Raw genomic sequence first — 17,559 nt, forward strand, 5'->3', positions numbered from 1 at the left:
GGCTGCAAACATCAAAACCCCCCGTTCCGTTCCGTATCCTGTGCCCGCTCATTTCCAGTCTGTTCGCCCGCAAGCTCCTTCAGAAGCAGTGCGAGTACGCTCCGTACACTCTCCATACGAATTTCCGCACGGTCGCCGTTCAACCGCAGTGCCTCCACTTTTCCGCCCGAGGCAGAACCCGGGCGGGCAGGAAGCGGCCCGTCGACGGCGACGAAGACCGTCCCCACGGGCCGGCCGTCCTGCGGGTCGGGGCCGGCGACCCCGGTGGTCGCGAGGCCCCAGTCGGCGCCCAGTGCCTTGCGCACCCCGGCTGCCATCTGGCCCGCCACCTGCGGATCCACCGCACCGCGCTCGTCCAGCAGGGTGGCGTCGACACCCAGCAGTTCCCGCTTCAGCTCGGTGGCGTAGGCGGTGACCGAACCGCGGAAGACCTTGGACGCCCCGGGGACGCCCGTGATCTCCGCCGCCACCAGACCACCGGTGAGCGACTCCGCGACGGCGAGGCTCTCGCCCCTCACGGTCAGTAGTCGCACCAGTTCGGTGGCCTCGGGACTCACGCTTCCTTCTCTCCCAACGCGGCCGCGCGCTCGGCAATTCCCCGCCGGCGCAGCACGACGGCCTGCCGCACGTAGTCGAGGCCGGTGACGACGGTGAGCACCACCGCCGCGGCCATCACCCAGAACCTCAGGGTGGCCAGCCACCCCGTCAGCGCCAGGACGTACATCCCGACGGCGATGCCCTGGATGAGCGTCTTGAGCTTGCCGCCCCGGCTCGCGGGGATCACGCCGTAGCGGATGACGAGGAAGCGCAGCAGCGTGATGCCGAGCTCCCTGCCGAGGATCACGGCCGTCACCCACCACGGCAGATCGCCCAGTGCCGACAGACAGATGAGCGCCGCACCCATGATCGCCTTGTCGGCGATGGGGTCGGCGATCTTCCCGAAGTCGGTGACCAGGTCGTAGGTGCGCGCCAGATGCCCGTCGAACAGGTCGGTGATCATGGCGACGGCGAAGGCCGCCCAGGCGAGCGAGCGCCAGGCCGGGTCGTAGCCGCCGTCCGCCAGCATCAGCATCACGAAGCCGGGCACGAGGAGCAGCCGCAGCATCGTCAGCAGATTGGCGACGTTCCACACGCTGGCCTGGTTGACGGCCGCCGCCGTCAGTTTCCCGCCGCGCGCGGGACGGACGCCGCCCTCCGGGCCGGGGGCGGGAGCGGGAGAGCGGGCGGCGGAGCCGGAGACCTCGGAAGCTGCGCCGTCGGCGGCGGCCGCACCCCGGGCGCCCTGCGCACCGGTGGAGCCGCCCGCGGCGGATGCCGGGACTCCGGTCATCTGCCCGCCTCCTCACTGCACGACGGCGAGCCCGCCAGCGGCTCGGCGACCAGGTCGACGCCTTCGGTGCCGACCACCTTCGCCTCGACCATACGTCCCACGCTCAGGCCCTCGCCGCTCGTGAGCAGCACCTGGCCGTCCGTCTCCGGAGCCTGGTGCGCGGCCCGGCCGTGGACGCCCTCCTCGCCGTCGACGGACTCCACGAGGACGTGCACGGTCTCGCCGAGGCGCTCCTCGGCGCGCTGGGAGACGAGTTCCTCGGCGAGCCGGGAGACCCGCGCGAGACGCTCGGCGACGACGTCCTCGTCGAGCTTGTCGTCGTAGGTCGCCGCCTCCGTGCCCTCCTCGTCGGAGTAGCCGAAGACACCGATGGCGTCCAGGCGGGCGCCGTTCAGGAAGCGCTCCAGCTCGGCCAGGTCGGCCTCGCTCTCGCCGGGGAAGCCGACGATGAAGTTGGAGCGCACGCCGGCCTGCGGGGCCTTGCCGCGAATGGTGTCCAGCAGCTCCAGGAAGCGGTCGGTGTCCCCGAAGCGGCGCATGGCGCGCAGCACTCCGGGCGCGGAGTGCTGGAAGGACAGGTCGAAGTAGGGCACGACCTTCGGGGTGGAGGTCAGGACGTCGATCAGGCCCGGGCGCATCTCGGCCGGCTGCAGGTAGCTCACGCGCACCCGCTCGAGGCCGTCGACCTCCGCCAGCTCGGGCAGCAGGGACTCGAGCAGGCGGATGTCGCCCAGGTCCTTGCCGTAGGAGGTGTTGTTCTCGGAGACCAGCATGATCTCCTTCACGCCCTGCTCGGCGAGCCAGCGGGTCTCGTTCAGCACGTCGCTCGGGCGGCGGGAGATGAAGGAGCCGCGGAAGGAGGGGATGGCGCAGAAGGAGCAGCGCCGGTCGCAGCCGGAGGCGAGCTTCACCGAGGCCACCGGCGAGCCGTCCAGCCGGCGGCGCAGGGGCGCACGCGGGCCGGAGGCGGGCGCAACGCCCTCGGGGAGGTCGGCCGGCCCGTGGCCGGGCAGCGCCACGGCGGCCGCGGACTCCTGCCGCTCGGCAGGGCTGATCGGCAGCAGCTTGCGGCGGTCGCGGGGGGTGTGCGCGGCGTGGATGCCGCCGGAGAGGATGGTCTGCAGGCGGTCGGAGATGTCGGCGTAGTCGTCGAAGCCGAGCACGCCGTCGGCCTCGGGCAGCGCCGCGGCCAGTTCCTTGCCGTACCGCTCGGCCATGCAGCCCACGGCCACCACGGCCTGGGTTCTGCCGTGGTCCTTGAGGTCGTTGGCCTCCAGAAGGGCGTCTACGGAGTCCTTCTTGGCGGCCTCGACGAAACCACAGGTGTTGACCACGGCGACATCGGCGTCCGCGGCGTCCTCGACGAGCTGCCAGCCGTCCGCCTCCAAACGGCCTGCGAGCTCCTCCGAGTCCACCTCGTTACGGGCGCAGCCGAGAGTGACGAGTGCGACGGTACGGCGTTCAGGCATGGGCTCAAGACTACTTTGTCTGGCTGACACCCCACGTCGACGGGGTTGGCCGATCCCGGCCAACCCCGTCACACCCGTGCCCCGACCGTGCTTATCCGGCCGCGGGGTCGCCCTTCGTGTACGTGAGACGCTCCACGGCGCCCGGCCGGAAGTCGTCCTCGATCTTCTTGCCGTTGACGTACAGCTCGATCGCGCCGGCGTCCCCGAGGATCAGGTTGATCTTGGAGCGGTCCTGGAAGGTCTTGGACTCGCCCTTGTTCAGCAGTCCGTCGAAGAGCATCCGGCCGTTGTGGTCCTTGGCGGAGATCCAGCTCCGCCCGTTCGGCGCGCTGACCTGGACGGTGACCTTGTCCTGCGGCGCGGCGGCGATGGCGCTGTCGGAGGGCGCGGACGACGGCGCGGCGGGCTTGTCCTTCTCGGGGGTGGGCGAGGATGACTTGCTGGGCGCGGGCGAGGCCCCCTCGGCGACCTGTGCCTTGGCGTCGCTGCCGCCGTCACCGCCCTTGAACGCGTTGAACCCGACGAAACCGACGACGGCCACGATCGCGGCGACCATGGCCGCCGTCCAGTTGGGGCCACGGCGCTCGGGGCGGATGCGTTCCGCCTCGAACATCGGCGCGGCCGGGGTGGGCTCGGGCCGCCCGCCGTGCTCGGCGTCGTACTGCGCGATCAGCGGCGCGGGGTCGAGACGCACGGCCCTGGCCAGCGTGCGGATGTGCCCGCGCGCGTACACGTCACCGCCGCAGGGGGCGAAGTCGTCCGCCTCGATGGCGTGCACGATGGCGATACGGACACGAGTGGCACTGCTGACGTCGTCGACCGTGAGCCCGGTCGCGATGCGCGCCTGGCGCAGGGCATGGCCGACGGAGGGACGGGTTTGCTCGGACACGTCGTGGAACGGACGCTCGTCTTCAGGGGAGTTGCCGATGGACACGGGGGCGCCTTTCGAGCGTGTGAGCCACCTGTGCTGGAGGTTCAGTCTAGGCGGGTACGAAAGGGTGGGGCGAGCGGGCGGGGGCCTTTGTACGCCATCGGTATGACCCGACAACCCGATGGTGGGACAGACACATACCCCAGGATGGGATCCGTACCGGTCCTTTCGCTCAACTTGACGTACAGCGAGGGGAAACGGTTGCTCGCCGCTCCCTAACGGGTGGATCACGGTGCTGCCGCCACCCGGCGTAACCTCCGACACGCCGGGCGGCCCGCTTCCCTACCCGTCCGACTCCCCACGGATCAGCGCGAGTACGCCGTCCAGCTCGTCGGGTTTGACGAGAACGTCACGCGCCTTCGAACCCTCGCTCGGCCCCACGATGTTGCGGGACTCCATCAGGTCCATCAGTCGTCCCGCCTTGGCGAAGCCGACCCGGAGCTTGCGCTGCAGCATGGACGTCGACCCGAACTGGGTGGAGACGACCAGCTCGGCCGCCTGGCACAGCAGGTCGAGGTCGTCGCCGATGTCCTCGTCGATCTCCTTCTTCTGCTTGCTGCCCACGGTGACGTCCTCGCGGAAGACGGGCGCCATCTGGTCCTTGCAGTGCTGCACGACGAGCGCGACCTCGGCCTCGGTCACGAACGCGCCCTGCATACGGGTCGGCTTGTTCGCGCCCATCGGCAGGAAGAGGCCGTCGCCCTTGCCGATCAGCTTCTCGGCGCCGGGCTGGTCCAGGATGACCCGGGAGTCGGCGAGCGAGGAGGTGGCGAACGCCAGGCGGGAGGGCACGTTGGCCTTGATCAGTCCGGTGACCACGTCGACCGACGGGCGCTGGGTGGCGAGCACCAGGTGGATGCCGGCCGCGCGCGCGAGCTGGGTGATGCGCACGATGGCGTCCTCGACGTCACGCGGGGCGACCATCATCAGGTCGGCCAACTCGTCCACGATCACCAGCAGGTACGGGTACGGCTGGAGCTCGCGCTCGCTGCCCTCCGGCGGCTTGACCTTGCCCTCGCGGACGGCCCGGTTGAAGTCGTCGATGTGCCGGTAGCCGTAGGCGGCGAGGTCGTCGTAGCGCAGGTCCATCTCGCGCACGACCCACTGCAGCGCCTCGGCGGCCCGCTTGGGGTTGGTGATGATCGGGGTGATCAGGTGCGGGATGCCCTCGTAGGCGGTCAGCTCCACGCGCTTGGGGTCGACGAGGATCATCCGGACGTCCTCCGGGGTCGCCCGCATCATGATCGAGGTGATCAGGCAGTTGATGCAGGACGACTTGCCGGAGCCGGTGGCGCCCGCGACCAGCATGTGCGGCATCTTCGCCAGCGAGTGCATCACGTACCCGCCCTCGACGTCCTTGCCGAAGGCGACCAGCATCGGGTCGTCGTCCTCGGCGGACTCCGCGAGGCGCAGCACGTCACCGAGGTTGACCATCTCCCGGTCGGTGTTCGGGATCTCGATGCCGACCGCCGACTTGCCGGGGATGGGGCTGATGATCCGCACATCGGGGCTGGCGACGGCGTAGGCGATGTTCTTCGTCAGGGCGGTGATCCGCTCGACCTTCACCGCGGGACCCAGTTCGACCTCGTAGCGGGTGACCGTCGGGCCGCGGGTGAAGCCGGTGACGGCCGCGTCGACCTTGAACTCGGTGAAGACCTGGGTGAGCGAGGCGACGACCGCGTCGTTGGCCGCGCTGCGCGCCTTGCCGGGGCCGCCACGGGTGAGCAGGTCGAGTGACGGCAGCGCGTAGGTGATGTCGCCGGACAGCTGGAGCTGCTCCGCGCGCGCGGGCAGGTCGCGGGGCTCGTCGGGGGCCTTCTTGGTCAGGTCGGGGACGCTGCCGCTCGGCGGCTCCGCCCGCTCGGGGCGTGCGGCCGGGGCGGGCTTCGCGACCTGGGCGGGGGCCGGGGCCGGCATGGGCACCGGGGTGGTGTCCTCGCGCTCGCCCGCGCTCACGCCCTGGGTGAGATCGGCGACGACCGGGGACGGCGGCATGCCGTGCGTGACGGCCCCGTCGAGCGCGGCCGCGGCGGCCGCGGCGACGTCCACGGCGTCCATCCGCCGCCGCGGGTCGGGCTGCGGCACCGCGGAGCGCCTGGGGCGGCCCCGGCGCTGGGTCAGCGCCTCCTCCTCGGCTCCCTCGGGGTCGTACGCCTGCGGGGCGCCCCGGCGCCCGCGCGGGCGCGCGGGCAGCGCCTCGCGCCACTGCTCGTCGTACCGCTCGTCGTCCCCGGTGGGCTCGAACTCCTGCGGGTCGGACAGCAGGCCGAGGCGCACGCCGAGCGCGCGCAGGCGCTGCGGGATGGCGTTGACCGGCGTGGCGGTCACCACGAGCAGCCCGAAGACCGTCAGCAGCACCAGCAGCGGGACGGCGAGCACTTCGGTCATGGTGTACGTCAGCGGGGTCGCCGCCGCCCAGCCGATGAGGCCGCCGGCGTCCCTTATGGCCTCCATGCCGGAACTGCGGGCGGGCGAGCCGCAGGCGATGTGGACCTGCCCGAGCACGCCGATGACCAGTGCGGACAGGCCGATCACGATCCGGCCGTTGGCCTCCGGCTGCTCGGGGTGGCGCATGAAGCGGACCGCGATCACCGCGAGCAGTATCGGCACCAGCAGGTCGAGCCGGCCGAAGGCGCCGGTGACCAGGATCTCCACCAGGTCGCCGACGGGACCGCGCAGGTCGGCCCAGGTGCCGGCGGCGACGATCAGCGCGAGGGCGAAGAGCAGCAGCGCGACGCCGTCCTTGCGGTGCGCCGGGTCGAGGTTCTTCGCGCCCTGCCCTATGCCGCGGAAGACGGCGCCGACGGCGTGCGCGAGCCCGAGCCAGAGGGCGCGCACGAGCCGGTACACGCCCCCCGTGGGGCTCGGCGCCTGCCTGGCCGGCACCACCTTCTTCGCCGGGGCCCGCCTGGCTGGCGCCTTCCTGGCCGGAGCCTTCTTCGCGGCGGCCTTCCTCGGCACAGCCTTCGCGGGAGCGGCCGCCTTCCTGGCGGGCGGCTTCTTGGCTGCGGAGGGACGTGAGGCCATGGGTGTGAGATTACCGGGGGAGACGACGGCGGACACGCGTGCCCACTGCTTCACCCGTTCGTGTCGCCCTTGCCGAGGCGCGGAACTGACGCACGCTCATGGGCAACTGCCGTCCCGGCCGACGTCAGTTCTGCGTCGGAACCGACTGGCTGCCGGCGCCCGCGCCCGGCTCCAGAGCGTCCAGCGCCCGCCGCAGTCCTGTCAGTTTCCGCTCCAGATGGGCGGCCGTGGCCACCGCGGCGGCATCCGCCGAGTCGTCGTCGAGCTGCTTCGACAGCGCCTCGGCCTGCTCCTCGACCGCCGCCAGACGCGCGGACAGTTCGGCGAGCAGCCCCGCGGACTCCTTGCCGCCGACCGCGTCCTTGCCGCCGCCCTCCAACTGCAGCCGCAGCAGCGCCGCCTGCTCCCGCAGCTGGCAGTTCTTCATGTACAGCTCGACGAACACGGAGACCTTCGCCCGCAGCACCCACGGGTCGAACGGCTTGGAGATGTAGTCGACCGCTCCCGCCGCGTAACCCCGGAAGGTGTGGTGCGGGCCGTGGTTGATCGCGGTGAGGAAGATGATCGGGATGTCCCGGGTCCGCTCGCGCCGCTTGATGTGCGCGGCGGTCTCGAATCCGTCCATGCCCGGCATCTGGACATCCAGCAGAATGACCGCGAAGTCGTCCGTGAGCAGTGCCTTGAGCGCTTCCTCCCCGGACGATGCCCGCACCAGCGTCTGATCGAGCGCCGAGAGGATGGCCTCCAGCGCCAGCAGATTCTCCGGCCGGTCATCGACCAGGAGGATCTTGGCCTTCTGCACCATGGCCCGCCCTCCTCGCCCCGGCGGTACACCGGGCGCCGCCCCAGGGGACGACTCTCTTTCGCCGCCCGTCCTTGTGCCGGTCATCGTAGCCGCACCCTGCCCATCGCCACACCCTGTCACCGCGATGTCACTGTGCACACAGCGGAAACGCCGTGAGTGATCCGAAGGTTCCCGGAATCCCGGGTTCCCACACGCCACGCGCCCCGCACTCGGACAACTCCGGGGGCGGGCCGAAGGTTCCCACCGCGCTCACATCCGTTCCCGCCGGGCCGTCACCGCGCACTCATCCACTGCCGCATGACCGCCAGCAGGTGGTCCGGATCGACCGGCTTCGTGACGTAGTCGGAGGCACCCGAGTCGATCGCCTTCTCCCGGTCGCCCTTCATCGCCTTCGCGGTCAGCGCGATGATCGGCAGCCCGGCGAACTGCGGCATCCTGCGGATCGCCGTGGTCGTCGCGTACCCGTCCATCTCCGGCATCATGATGTCCATCAGCACCACCGCCACGTCGTCGTGCTGCTCCAGCACCTCGATGCCCTCACGGCCGTTCTCCGCGTACAGCACCGACAGCCCGTGCTGCTCCAGCACGCTGGTGAGCGCGAACACGTTGCGGATGTCGTCGTCGACGATCAGCACCTTCTCACCGCCGAACCGCACGGCGGGGGCCGGCTGCGAGGTGCTCTCCTGCTCGGCGATGGTCGTCCACTGCTCCGGCCGGTGCTCGGGCGGCGGCAGGCTCCGGCGGCGGCGCCGGAAGAGCGCGGCGGCGCCGTTCTGCGTCTCCCGGTACGACTTCACCTCCGCCGGCGTCTCGATCTCCGCCGCCGACAGGTCCGAGTCCGGCCGGCCCTCGGAGGCGAGCAGCTCGCCGGCCTCCAGCGCCTGCACGGACTGCTGGTAGCCCTGTGGCGGCAGTTCGCTCGGGTGCATCGACAGGTACAGCGTGAACGTGGAGCCGCGGCCCGGTTCGCTCTGCGCGTGGATCTCACCGCCGAGCAGCTGCGCGATCTCCCGCGAGATCGACAGGCCCAGACCGGTGCCGCCGTACTTCCGGCTGGTCGTGCCGTCCGCCTGCTTGAACGCCTCGAAGATCACCCGCATCTTGCTGGCCGCGATGCCGATGCCCGTGTCGGTCACCGAGAACGCGATCAGGTCGGCGTGCGGGTCGCTCAGCGAACCGGCCTCCAGCATCTGCTCCCGGATCGACTGCGGCACATCGGAGCCGGCGGGCCGGATCACCAGTTCCACCGAGCCGGAGTCGGTGAACTTCACCGCGTTGGACAGCAGGTTGCGCAGCACCTGCAGCAGCCGCTGCTCGTCGGTGTGCAGGGTGGCCGGCAGCTCAGGGGAGACCCGCACGGACAGGTCCAGGCCCTTCTCCGCGGTCAGCGGCCGGAAGGTCGCCTCCACGTAGTCCACGAGCTGCACGAGCGCGATGCGCGTCGGGGAGACGTCCATCTTGCCCGCCTCGACCTTCGAAAGGTCCAGGATGTCGTTGATCAGCTGCAGCAGATCGGACCCGGCGCCGTGGATCGTCTCGGCGAACTCGACCTGCTTCGGGGAGAGGTTGCCTTCCGCGTTGTCGGCGAGCAACTTGGCCAGGATCAGCAGCGAGTTGAGCGGCGTGCGCAGCTCGTGCGACATGTTGGCGAGGAACTCGCTCTTGTAGCGCATCGACACCGCGAGCTGCTCGGCACGCTCCTCCAGGACCTGCCGGGCCTCCTCGATCTCGGTGTTCTTCACCTCGATGTCCCGGTTCTGCCGGGCCAGCAGCTCGGCCTTCTCCTCCAGTTCGGCGTTGGACGCCTGCAGCGCCTTCTGCCGGTTCTCCAGCTCCGCCGACCGCTCCCGCAGTTGCTCGGTCAGCTCCTGCGACTGCTTCAGCAGCAGCTCGGTCTTGGTGTTCACCGAGATCGTGTTGACGCTGGTCGCGATCATCTCGGCGATCTGGTTGAGGAAGTCCTTCTGGATATGCGTGAACGGCGTGAACGAGGCCAGCTCGATCACACCGAGCACCTTGCCCTCGAAGAGCACCGGCAGCACGATCACCTGCGCCGGCGGGGCCTCGCCGAGCCCCGAGGAGATCTTCAGATAGCCGCTGGGCGCGTTCTCCACCAGGATCGTGCGCTTCTCCAGGGCGGCCGTGCCGATCAGCCCCTCACCCGGCCGGAACGACGTCGGCATGGAGCCCATCGAGTAGCCGTACGAGCCGAGCATCCGCAGCTCGTAGTGGTCCTCGGCGTCGGCCCCGAGGTCCTGGCCCTCCATGAGCGGCATGGTCAGGAAGAACGCGCCGTGCTGCGCGGAGACCACCGGCGTCAGCTCGCTCATGATCAGCGAGGCCACGTCCGCCAGGTCCCGGCGGCCCTGCATCAGCGCGGAGATACGGGCCAGGTTGCCCTTCAGCCAGTCCTGCTCCTTGTTGGCGATCGTGGTGTCGCGCAGGTTGGCGATCATCTTGTTGATGTAGTCCTGCAGTTCCTGGATCTCGCCGGAGGCGTCGACGTCGATCTTCAGGTTCAGGTCGCCACGGGTCACCGCGGTCGCCACGCGCGCGATGGCGCGCACCTGCCGGGTCAGGTTCCCGGCCATCTCGTTCACCGACTCCGTCAGGTCCCGCCAGGTGCCGTCGACGTCGCGCACGCGCGCCTGCCCGCCGAGCTGTCCCTCGGTGCCCACCTCACGGGCCACCCGGGTGACCTCCTCGGCGAAGCTGGAGAGCTGGTCGACCATCGTGTTGATCGTCGTCTTCAGCTCGAGGATCTCCCCGCGCGCGTCGATGTCGATCTTCTTGGTCAGGTCGCCCTTGGCGATGGCCGTCGTCACCATGGCGATGTTGCGCACCTGGCCGGTCAGGTTGGACGCCATCTGGTTCACGGACTCGGTGAGGTCCTTCCAGGTGCCGGCCACACCCGGCACGTGCGCCTGGCCGCCCAGGATGCCGTCCGTGCCCACCTCACGGGCCACCTTGGTGACCTGGTCGGCGAACGAACTCAGAGTCCGCACCATGGTGTTGAAGGTGTCGGCGAGCTGCGCGACCTCACCGCTCGCCTCGATGGTCACCTGCCGGGTCAGGTCGCCGTTGGCGACCGCGGCCGCCACCTGGGAGATGTTGCGCACCTGCATGGTCAGGTTGTTGGCCATCAGGTTGACGTTGTTGCTCAGGTCCTTCCAGATGCCGGTGACACCCGGGACGTGCGCCTGGCCGCCCAGGATGCCCTCGGTGCCCACCTCACGGGCCACCCGGGTCACCTGCTCGGCGAAGCTGGAGAGCTGGTCCACCATCGTGTTGACCGTCGTGACGAGTTCGAGGATCTCGCCCTTGGCGTCGACGGTGATCTTCTTCGACAGGTCGCCCTTGGCGACGGCGGTCGTGACCTCGGCGATGTTGCGCACCTGGATGGTCAGGTTGTTCGCCATGAAGTTCACGGACTGCGTGAGGTCCTTCCAGGTGCCCGAGACGCCCTGGACCTCCGCCTGGCCGCCCAGCATGCCCTCGGTGCCCACCTCACGGGCCACTCGCGTGACCTCCTGGGCGAAGGACGAGAGCTGGTCGACCATCGTGTTCAGCGTGTTCTTCAGCTCCAGGATCTCCCCGCGCGCGTCCACGGTGATCTTCTGGGAGAGGTCGCCGCGGGCCACCGCCGTGGCCACCTGGGCGATGTTGCGCACCTGGGCGGTGAGGTTGCCCGCCATACCGTTCACGGAGTCCGTGAGGTCCCGCCACACACCGGCCACGCCCGGCACCTGCGCCTGACCGCCGAGCCGGCCCTCGGTGCCCACGTCCCGGGCGACCCGGGTCACCTGGTCGGCGAAGGCGGAGAGCTGGTCGACCATCGTGTTGATGGTGCTCTTCAGCTCCAGGATCTCCCCGCGCGCGTCGACGTCGATCTTCTGCGAGAGGTCGCCGCGGGCCACGGCCGTCGTCACCTGGGCGATCTGCCGCACCTGGGAGGTGAGGTTGCCGGCCATGAAGTTGACGGAGTCCGTCAGCTCCTTCCAGGTGCCCGACACCCCGTCCACCCGCGCCTGCCCGCCGAGCCGGCCCTCGGTGCCCACGTCCCGGGCCATCCGCGTCACCTGGTCGGCGAAGCTCGAGAGCTGGTCCACCATCGTGTTCACGGTGTTCTTCAGCTGGAGCATCTCACCGGAGACGTCCACGGTGACCTTCTGGGAGAGGTCACCGTTGGCCACCGCCGTGGTCACCTGGGCGATGTTGCGCACCTGCCCGGTCAGGTTGCGGAACGCCGTGTTGACGGAGTCCGTCAGGTCCTTCCAGGTCCCGGCGGCGCCCGGCACCTGCGCCTGACCGCCCAGCTCACCCTCGACACCGACCTCCCGCGCGACCCGGGTCACCTCGGCGCCGAACGCGGATAGCTGGTCCACCATGGTGTTGACGGTGTTCTTCAGCTCCAGCATCTCCCCGGCCACGTCCACCGTGACCTTCTGCGACAGATCGCCGCTGGCCACAGCGGTCGTCACCGCGGCGATGTCGCGCACCTGCGTCGTCAGGTTCCGGAACACCGTGTTGACGGAGTCCGTCAGGTCCTTCCAGGTGCCGGCGACACCCGGCACCGTCGCCTGACCGCCCAGCCGGCCCCCGGCGCCCACCTCGTTGGCCACGCGCGTGACCTCGTCCGCGAAGATCCGCAGCGTCTCGGTCATCTGATTGATCGTCTCGGCGAGCTGCGCGACCTCGCCCCGCGCCGGAACCGTCACCTTCTGCGACAGGTCGCCGTTGGCCACGGCGGTCGTCACCTGGGCGATCCCGCGCACCTGGGCCGTCAGGTTGCCGGCCATCAGGTTCACCGAATCGGTGAGTTCCTTCCACGTGCCGTCCACGCCCGGCACATGCGCCTGGCCGCCGAGGATGCCGTCGGTGCCGACCTCCCGCGCGACCCTCGTCACCTCCGAGGAGAAGGCGGAGAGCTGGTCGACCATCGTGTTGACGGTGTTCTTCAGCTCCAGCATCTCGCCGGCCACGTGCACGGTGACCTTCCGCGACAGATCGCCCTTGGCGACCGCGGTGGTCACCAGGGCGATGTCCCGCACCTGGGCCGTCAGCCGGGACGCCATCGTGTTGACGGAGTCCGTGAGGTCCTTCCACGACCCGGACAGCCCGCGCACCCGGGCCTGGCCGCCGAGCTTGCCCTCGGTGCCGACCTCGCTGGCCACGCGCGTGACCTCGTCGGTGAACGTCGACAACTGGTCGACCAGGTTGTTGACCGTGCGGCCGACCTTCAGGAACTCGCCGCGAAGCGGGTGCCCGGTGCCGTCCGGCGCCTGCGTGCGCAGATCCATCCGCGGCGACAGATCACCCTCCGCGACCGCCGTCAGGACCCGGCTGACCTCCGAGACGGGCCACACCAGGTCGTCGACCAGCGCGTTGGAGTGGTCGACGGCCGTCGCCCACGAGCCCTCGCAGGCACCCGTCTCCAGCCGTTCCGTGAGTTTTCCCTCACGCCCCACCATGCGCCGCACCCGCGACAGCTCACCGGTCAGGTGCAGGTTGCGGTCGGCCACCTCGTTGAAGACCGCGGCGATCTCCGACATCACGCCGTCGCCGGACACCGTGAGCCTCTTGCGGAAGTTGCCGTCCCGCATGGCGAGCAGGGCCGCCAGCAGCCGGTTCAGGGCAGCCGTGTCCACGGCGGTGGTGCCGCCGCTCCTGCCCAGGGACTGTCCGCCCTTCGCGCGCGCCTTCGTGCCCCGCGTCGCTGCGCCAGACTCCACTGTGTCCCTCCCGAAGGGGTAGACCGTTACTGCTGTGCTCGGCCACATCGGCCCGGTGTGCCAGTTCCCCGGCACACCGGATTGCTTCCGCGTACCCGTTACCGCTCGGTATCTCCGCCGGACGGTATCCGGGCACACCAGGGGCTGCTGCCCGCCGTGCACGGAACACACTCGAACCGACCGGACCTTCATCGGAAGCCTGCCCAGTGTTTCACCCCGGCCGAACCAGGCCATAACAGTTCGGCACCTTCGCACATCGTCCGCACACACGCTGGGGGGGTTAAACAACGGCGACCGGCATCCGCCCGGACGGCGAAGGTAAGTAACCTTGCATGCGGCTGTCCAGCCGCACCGGTCCGTCCGGCCTGGGCGGTGGCACCAGAACGAGCGGGCATCGGAGGGGCGGCCGCAGACCATGACCACCGGACTGATCCCAGGGGCACAGCCCCCGGAGCCACGGCCGACGGGTGAGCTGATGCCGCAGCAGCGGCGCGAGCCGGCCGGCCCCGCAGCCCTGTCCGCCGACACCAGGCCGAGGAGTTTTGTGATCACCGCGCGCGCGGCCGCCAGCTTCGAGCCCGTCGGACGATCGGTGGCGACCGCCCGGTCCTTCGTCCGCGACACCCTCCAGAGCTGGGGTTTCGCCGACATCATCGACGACGCGGTGGTTCTCACCAGCGAACTCGTGACCAACGCCGTGGTCCACGCGGGCACGCACGCGGAGGTGCTGTGCCTGCGCACCGAGGACGGCGTGCGCATCGAGGTCTCCGACCGCTACCCCGAGCGCGAGCTGCCCCTGCAGAGCGCCCACGCCGTGATGGCCAACCCCGACCGTGAGGGCGGCCGCGGCCTGCAGCTCTGCGCGGCCCTCGCCGCCCGCTGGGGCGTGGACTACACGCCCACCCACAAGAACGTCTGGTTCCAGCTCGACCTGCCCGAACGCCCGGTCGGCACCCGCGCAGCCGGCCCCTCCCTCCCCGCCGACCTGCTCCCGATGGCCGACGGCCGGATCCGCGTCGCGGTCCTCCAGGTCGACCGGAAGGGCTCCGTCAGCGCCTGGAACGAGGACGCGGAGGAACTGTTCGGCCACCCGGCGAGCGAGGTCGTCGGCAAGCCCCTCACCGACCTCGCGGCCTGGCCGCACACCCCGGGCACCGGCACCGGCATCGCCGAGGCCCTGAAGCTCTCCCGCTGGGAGGGCAGTTACGGCATCCGCCGCGCCGACGGCCGGGTCGCCTCGGTCTACGCCTCCCACCTGCGGGTCCGCGACACCGGCGGCGAGCCGTCCACCGTGTGCCTCCTGGTGCGCGATCACGAGCGCGCCATCCTGCAGACGCCGCAGCGCGGCCCCGCCACCGACCAGACATCGGCCTCCGACGGCCAGAGCACCGACCCGTTCGAGGTGTTCATCGGCTCCCCCGCCCCGGACGACCTGGACGGCCTGCTGCAGCGCACGGTGGAGCGGGCCCGCGACATGCTCGACGCCGACTCCGCTTTCCTGCTGCTCGCCACCGACGACGAGACCGAACTCGAGGTCCGCGCCTCCACCGGCCTGCCCTCCGCCCGCCAGCGCTTCGCCCGCGTACCCGTGGAAGCCGGCCCCGGCCGCTACGGCTCCGCGCGCATGCCCGCCGTCCACGACGACCTCATCGCCGTCCCCGGGGCGGTGCCGCTGCTGTCCGGTACCGGCATGCGCTCCGTGGTCACGGTCCCGCTGAAGGTCGAGGGCCGTCTGACGGGCTCCCTCGGCGTCGCCGCGGAGGCGCCCGGCCGGTACTCCAACGAGGAGGCGCTGCGCCTGCAGTTCGCCGCCGACCGCATCGCGCTGGCCGTCGAGTCGGCGCGGCTGGGCGAGCTTGAGCGGCTGCGCCGCGGCTCCCTGAGCTTCCTGGTCGAGGCCTCCGACCTGCTGGCCGGCACCCTGGACCGCGACCAGACCCTGGCCCTGATGGCGCAGATGACGGTGCCGACGCTCGCCACCTGGTGCGCGGTCTACACGATCGCCGACCAGGCCTCCGAGCCGTACCTGTCGTACGTGCTGCACGAGGACGAGGACCTCATCGACGGCATCAAGTCCCTGCTGTCGAAGGTCCCGGCGCCGGACCCGGTGCCCACGCCCGGCGCCCGGATCTGGTCCGCGCCCGGCGAGGTCGCCCACCAGGCGGCCCTGCGCAGTTCCATGCGCAGTCTCGGACTGTCCGGCGGCCCCACCCACCAGATCGCCTCGGGCATCGGCCCGACCCTCGCCACGGCCTCCGCGGTCGGCGGCGAGACGGTCGTCCTGCCGCTGGTCGCCCGCAACCGCGTCATCGGCATGCTCACGCTGGGCAAGCCGACCGACGAGCACTTCCGCCAGGAAATCCTGGAACTGGCCGAGGACTTGTCCCGGCGGGCCGCCCTCGCCCTGGACAACGCCCGGCTGTACTCGGAGCGCACGGCCATCAGCCAGTCCCTCCAGCGCAGCCTGCTCCCGCCCGGCCTGCCGAACATCGACGGCGTCGAGGTCGAGGTCATCTACCGAGCGGCCGGCGAGGGCAACGAGGTCGGCGGCGACTTCTACGACCTCTTCCCCATCGGCAACGGCGCCTACGGCTTCGCCATCGGCGACGTCTGCGGCACGGGCCCGAACGCGGCGGCGGTCACCGGCCTCGCCCGGCACGCGCTGCGCCTGCTGGCCAGGGAGGGCCTCTCCGGCCCGGCGGTGCTGGAGCGGCTGAACTCGGCCATCCTCGACGAGGGCGACCGCAGCCGCTTCCTCACGCTGCTCTACGGCGAGATGCGGCCGCAGGAGGACGGCAGCGCCGAACTGAAGGTGGTCTGCGCCGGCCACCCGCTCCCGCTGCGCCTGCGCCAGGACGGCACGGTGGTCGCGGCGGCCGAACCGCAGCCGCTGCTCGGTGTCATCGAGGATCTGGAGCTGTACGAGGAGACGGTCACGCTCGATCCCGGCGACGTTCTCCTCTGTGTCACCGACGGGGTCACCGAACGTCGTGAGGGCACCCGGATGCTGGGCGACGACGGTCTCGCCGACGTCCTCACCACGTGCACGGGCCTCACCGCGGGCGCGGTGGCCGCGCGCATCATGCGGGCGGTGGAACGCTTCGCCTCGGACGCTCCGTCAGACGACATGGCGATTCTGGCCATGCGGGTGCCGGAGCCCCACCAGGAGCCGTGAGCGAGACCGGCCAGAGGGCATGAAAAAGGCCCCGCCCGAATGGGCGGGGCCTTTCTGCCGGAGCCCCCAAACGGAATCGAACCGTTGACCTTCTCCTTACCATGGAGACGCTCTGCCGACTGAGCTATAGGGGCCTGTCGCTTTCGGGGTTTCCCTCGCGGCGACAAGAAAACCATACCCTGAACAGGCCCTGGTTCCCAAACTCGTTCGGCTTCCGTTCAGAAGGCGGGTTGAAGCAGTCCTCCGAGGGCATTGCAGGCCGAGACGATGCGCTGCATCTCCCGCTTGGTCAGCGAGGCGTCCACCGGCAGGGCGAGCGTCTCGTCCGCGGCCCGCTCGGTCTCCGGCAGCGTCACGCAGCGCCGGAACTCCGGGAGCCTGTGCACGGGCGTCTTCACCGGGACGCGGCACTCGATTCCCTTGGCCCGCAAGGCGCGTGCGAAGGCGTCACGGTCCGGCCGGCCGTTGCCCGGCACCCGCACCACGTACTGCTGGTAGGTGTGCCCGGGACTGTCGTCCGGCGTCCGCACGCCCCTCAACTTGGCGTCGAGATAGGCGGCCCGCTCCCTGCGCTGAGCCGTCTCGTCGTACGGCGCCTCGGACTCCCCCTGCTCCAGCACGAGCAGTCCGTACCGCCGGCCGAGCTCGTGCAACGGCGTGATGTCCGCGCATCGTCCGAAGCGGTGCACGACAACCATGGCCGTGGTGCGGGGAGTTATGACGGTCTCCACGGCGGACGCGTCGAGGCAGTAGCTCGCCGGATCTATGTCGGCGAACACCGGAAGCGCACCCGTCTGGGTCACGGCCTCGGCGACTTCGACGTTCCCGAAGGCCGGTACGACGACCTCGTCACCGGCTCCGACGCCGGCCGCCCTGAGCATTGCAGCAGTACCCATGCATCCGATGCTGGGCGCGGAACGTGAACTCGAAGTGACGCAGAACAAAAAAGGGTTGGACCCGGAACCGAAGTTCGGGGTCCAACCCTTTCAATATTTGTTCGGCGGCGTCCTACTCTCCCACAGGGTCCCCCCTGCAGTACCATCGGCGCTGTGAGGCTTAGCTTCCGGGTTCGGAATGTAACCGGGCGTTT

The 17,559-nt window shown here is 70.4% G+C and carries 9 protein-coding genes, 1 tRNA gene and 1 rRNA gene; 1 reads left to right on the forward strand and 10 read right to left on the reverse strand.

The window, feature by feature from the left end; all coding sequences use genetic code 11:
• Positions 1-11 precede the first annotated feature (11 nt).
• From ACFQ9Z_RS08905 to ACFQ9Z_RS08935, 7 genes are all read right to left on the reverse strand, one after another.
• Entirely contained in the window at positions 12-557 is a 546-nt protein-coding gene (locus tag ACFQ9Z_RS08905; RefSeq protein WP_383013073.1) for a CinA family protein, read from the reverse strand.
• Positions 554-1,330 (reverse strand): CDP-diacylglycerol--glycerol-3-phosphate 3-phosphatidyltransferase, encoded by a 777-nt coding sequence (gene pgsA / locus ACFQ9Z_RS08910; protein WP_383013075.1) that lies wholly within the window; start codon positions 1,328-1,330, stop codon positions 554-556. The genes ACFQ9Z_RS08905 and pgsA overlap by 4 nt, the downstream gene beginning before the upstream one ends.
• A complete protein-coding gene (rimO, locus tag ACFQ9Z_RS08915) occupies positions 1,327-2,799 on the reverse strand; it encodes a 30S ribosomal protein S12 methylthiotransferase RimO (RefSeq protein WP_383013078.1) in 1,473 nt (490 codons plus the stop codon). Before rimO ends, pgsA begins: the two co-directional genes overlap by 4 nt.
• A 91-nt stretch (positions 2,800-2,890) precedes the next feature.
• Complete coding sequence (locus ACFQ9Z_RS08920) at positions 2,891-3,733, reverse strand: helix-turn-helix domain-containing protein (protein ID WP_383013081.1); 843 nt, start codon at positions 3,731-3,733, stop codon at positions 2,891-2,893.
• Positions 3,734-4,012: 279 nt separating this feature from the next.
• Entirely contained in the window at positions 4,013-6,757 is a 2,745-nt protein-coding gene (locus ACFQ9Z_RS08925; protein ID WP_383013084.1) for a DNA translocase FtsK, read from the reverse strand.
• Positions 6,758-6,881: 124 nt separating this feature from the next.
• Positions 6,882-7,562, reverse strand: coding sequence for a two-component system response regulator (locus tag ACFQ9Z_RS08930; RefSeq protein WP_383013087.1), 681 nt, complete (start codon positions 7,560-7,562; stop codon positions 6,882-6,884).
• A gap of 272 nt (positions 7,563-7,834) precedes the next feature.
• The gene (locus tag ACFQ9Z_RS08935) at positions 7,835-13,294 is read right to left on the reverse strand and encodes a HAMP domain-containing protein (RefSeq protein WP_383013090.1); all 5,460 of its coding nucleotides are present in this window, start codon (positions 13,292-13,294) and stop codon (positions 7,835-7,837) included.
• A gap of 415 nt (positions 13,295-13,709) precedes the next feature.
• On the opposite strand from ACFQ9Z_RS08935, the gene ACFQ9Z_RS08940 reads away from it, so the two are divergent.
• Entirely contained in the window at positions 13,710-16,469 is a 2,760-nt protein-coding gene (locus ACFQ9Z_RS08940; RefSeq protein WP_383013093.1) for a SpoIIE family protein phosphatase, read from the forward strand.
• Positions 16,470-16,530: 61 nt separating this feature from the next.
• Here ACFQ9Z_RS08940 and ACFQ9Z_RS08945 read toward each other — a convergent pair.
• The 3 genes from ACFQ9Z_RS08945 to rrf all read right to left on the reverse strand — a co-directional run.
• A tRNA-Thr gene (locus ACFQ9Z_RS08945) sits at positions 16,531-16,603 on the reverse strand.
• A gap of 84 nt (positions 16,604-16,687) precedes the next feature.
• A complete protein-coding gene (locus ACFQ9Z_RS08950; protein WP_383013129.1) occupies positions 16,688-17,350 on the reverse strand; it encodes a DegT/DnrJ/EryC1/StrS family aminotransferase in 663 nt (220 codons plus the stop codon).
• A 114-nt stretch (positions 17,351-17,464) separates the two neighbouring features.
• A 5S ribosomal RNA gene (gene rrf / locus ACFQ9Z_RS08955) occupies positions 17,465-17,559 on the reverse strand; the annotation flags it as partial.

Source organism: Streptomyces sp. NPDC056580 (assembly GCF_042793175.1).
Lineage (GTDB): Bacteria > Actinomycetota > Actinomycetes > Streptomycetales > Streptomycetaceae > Streptomyces.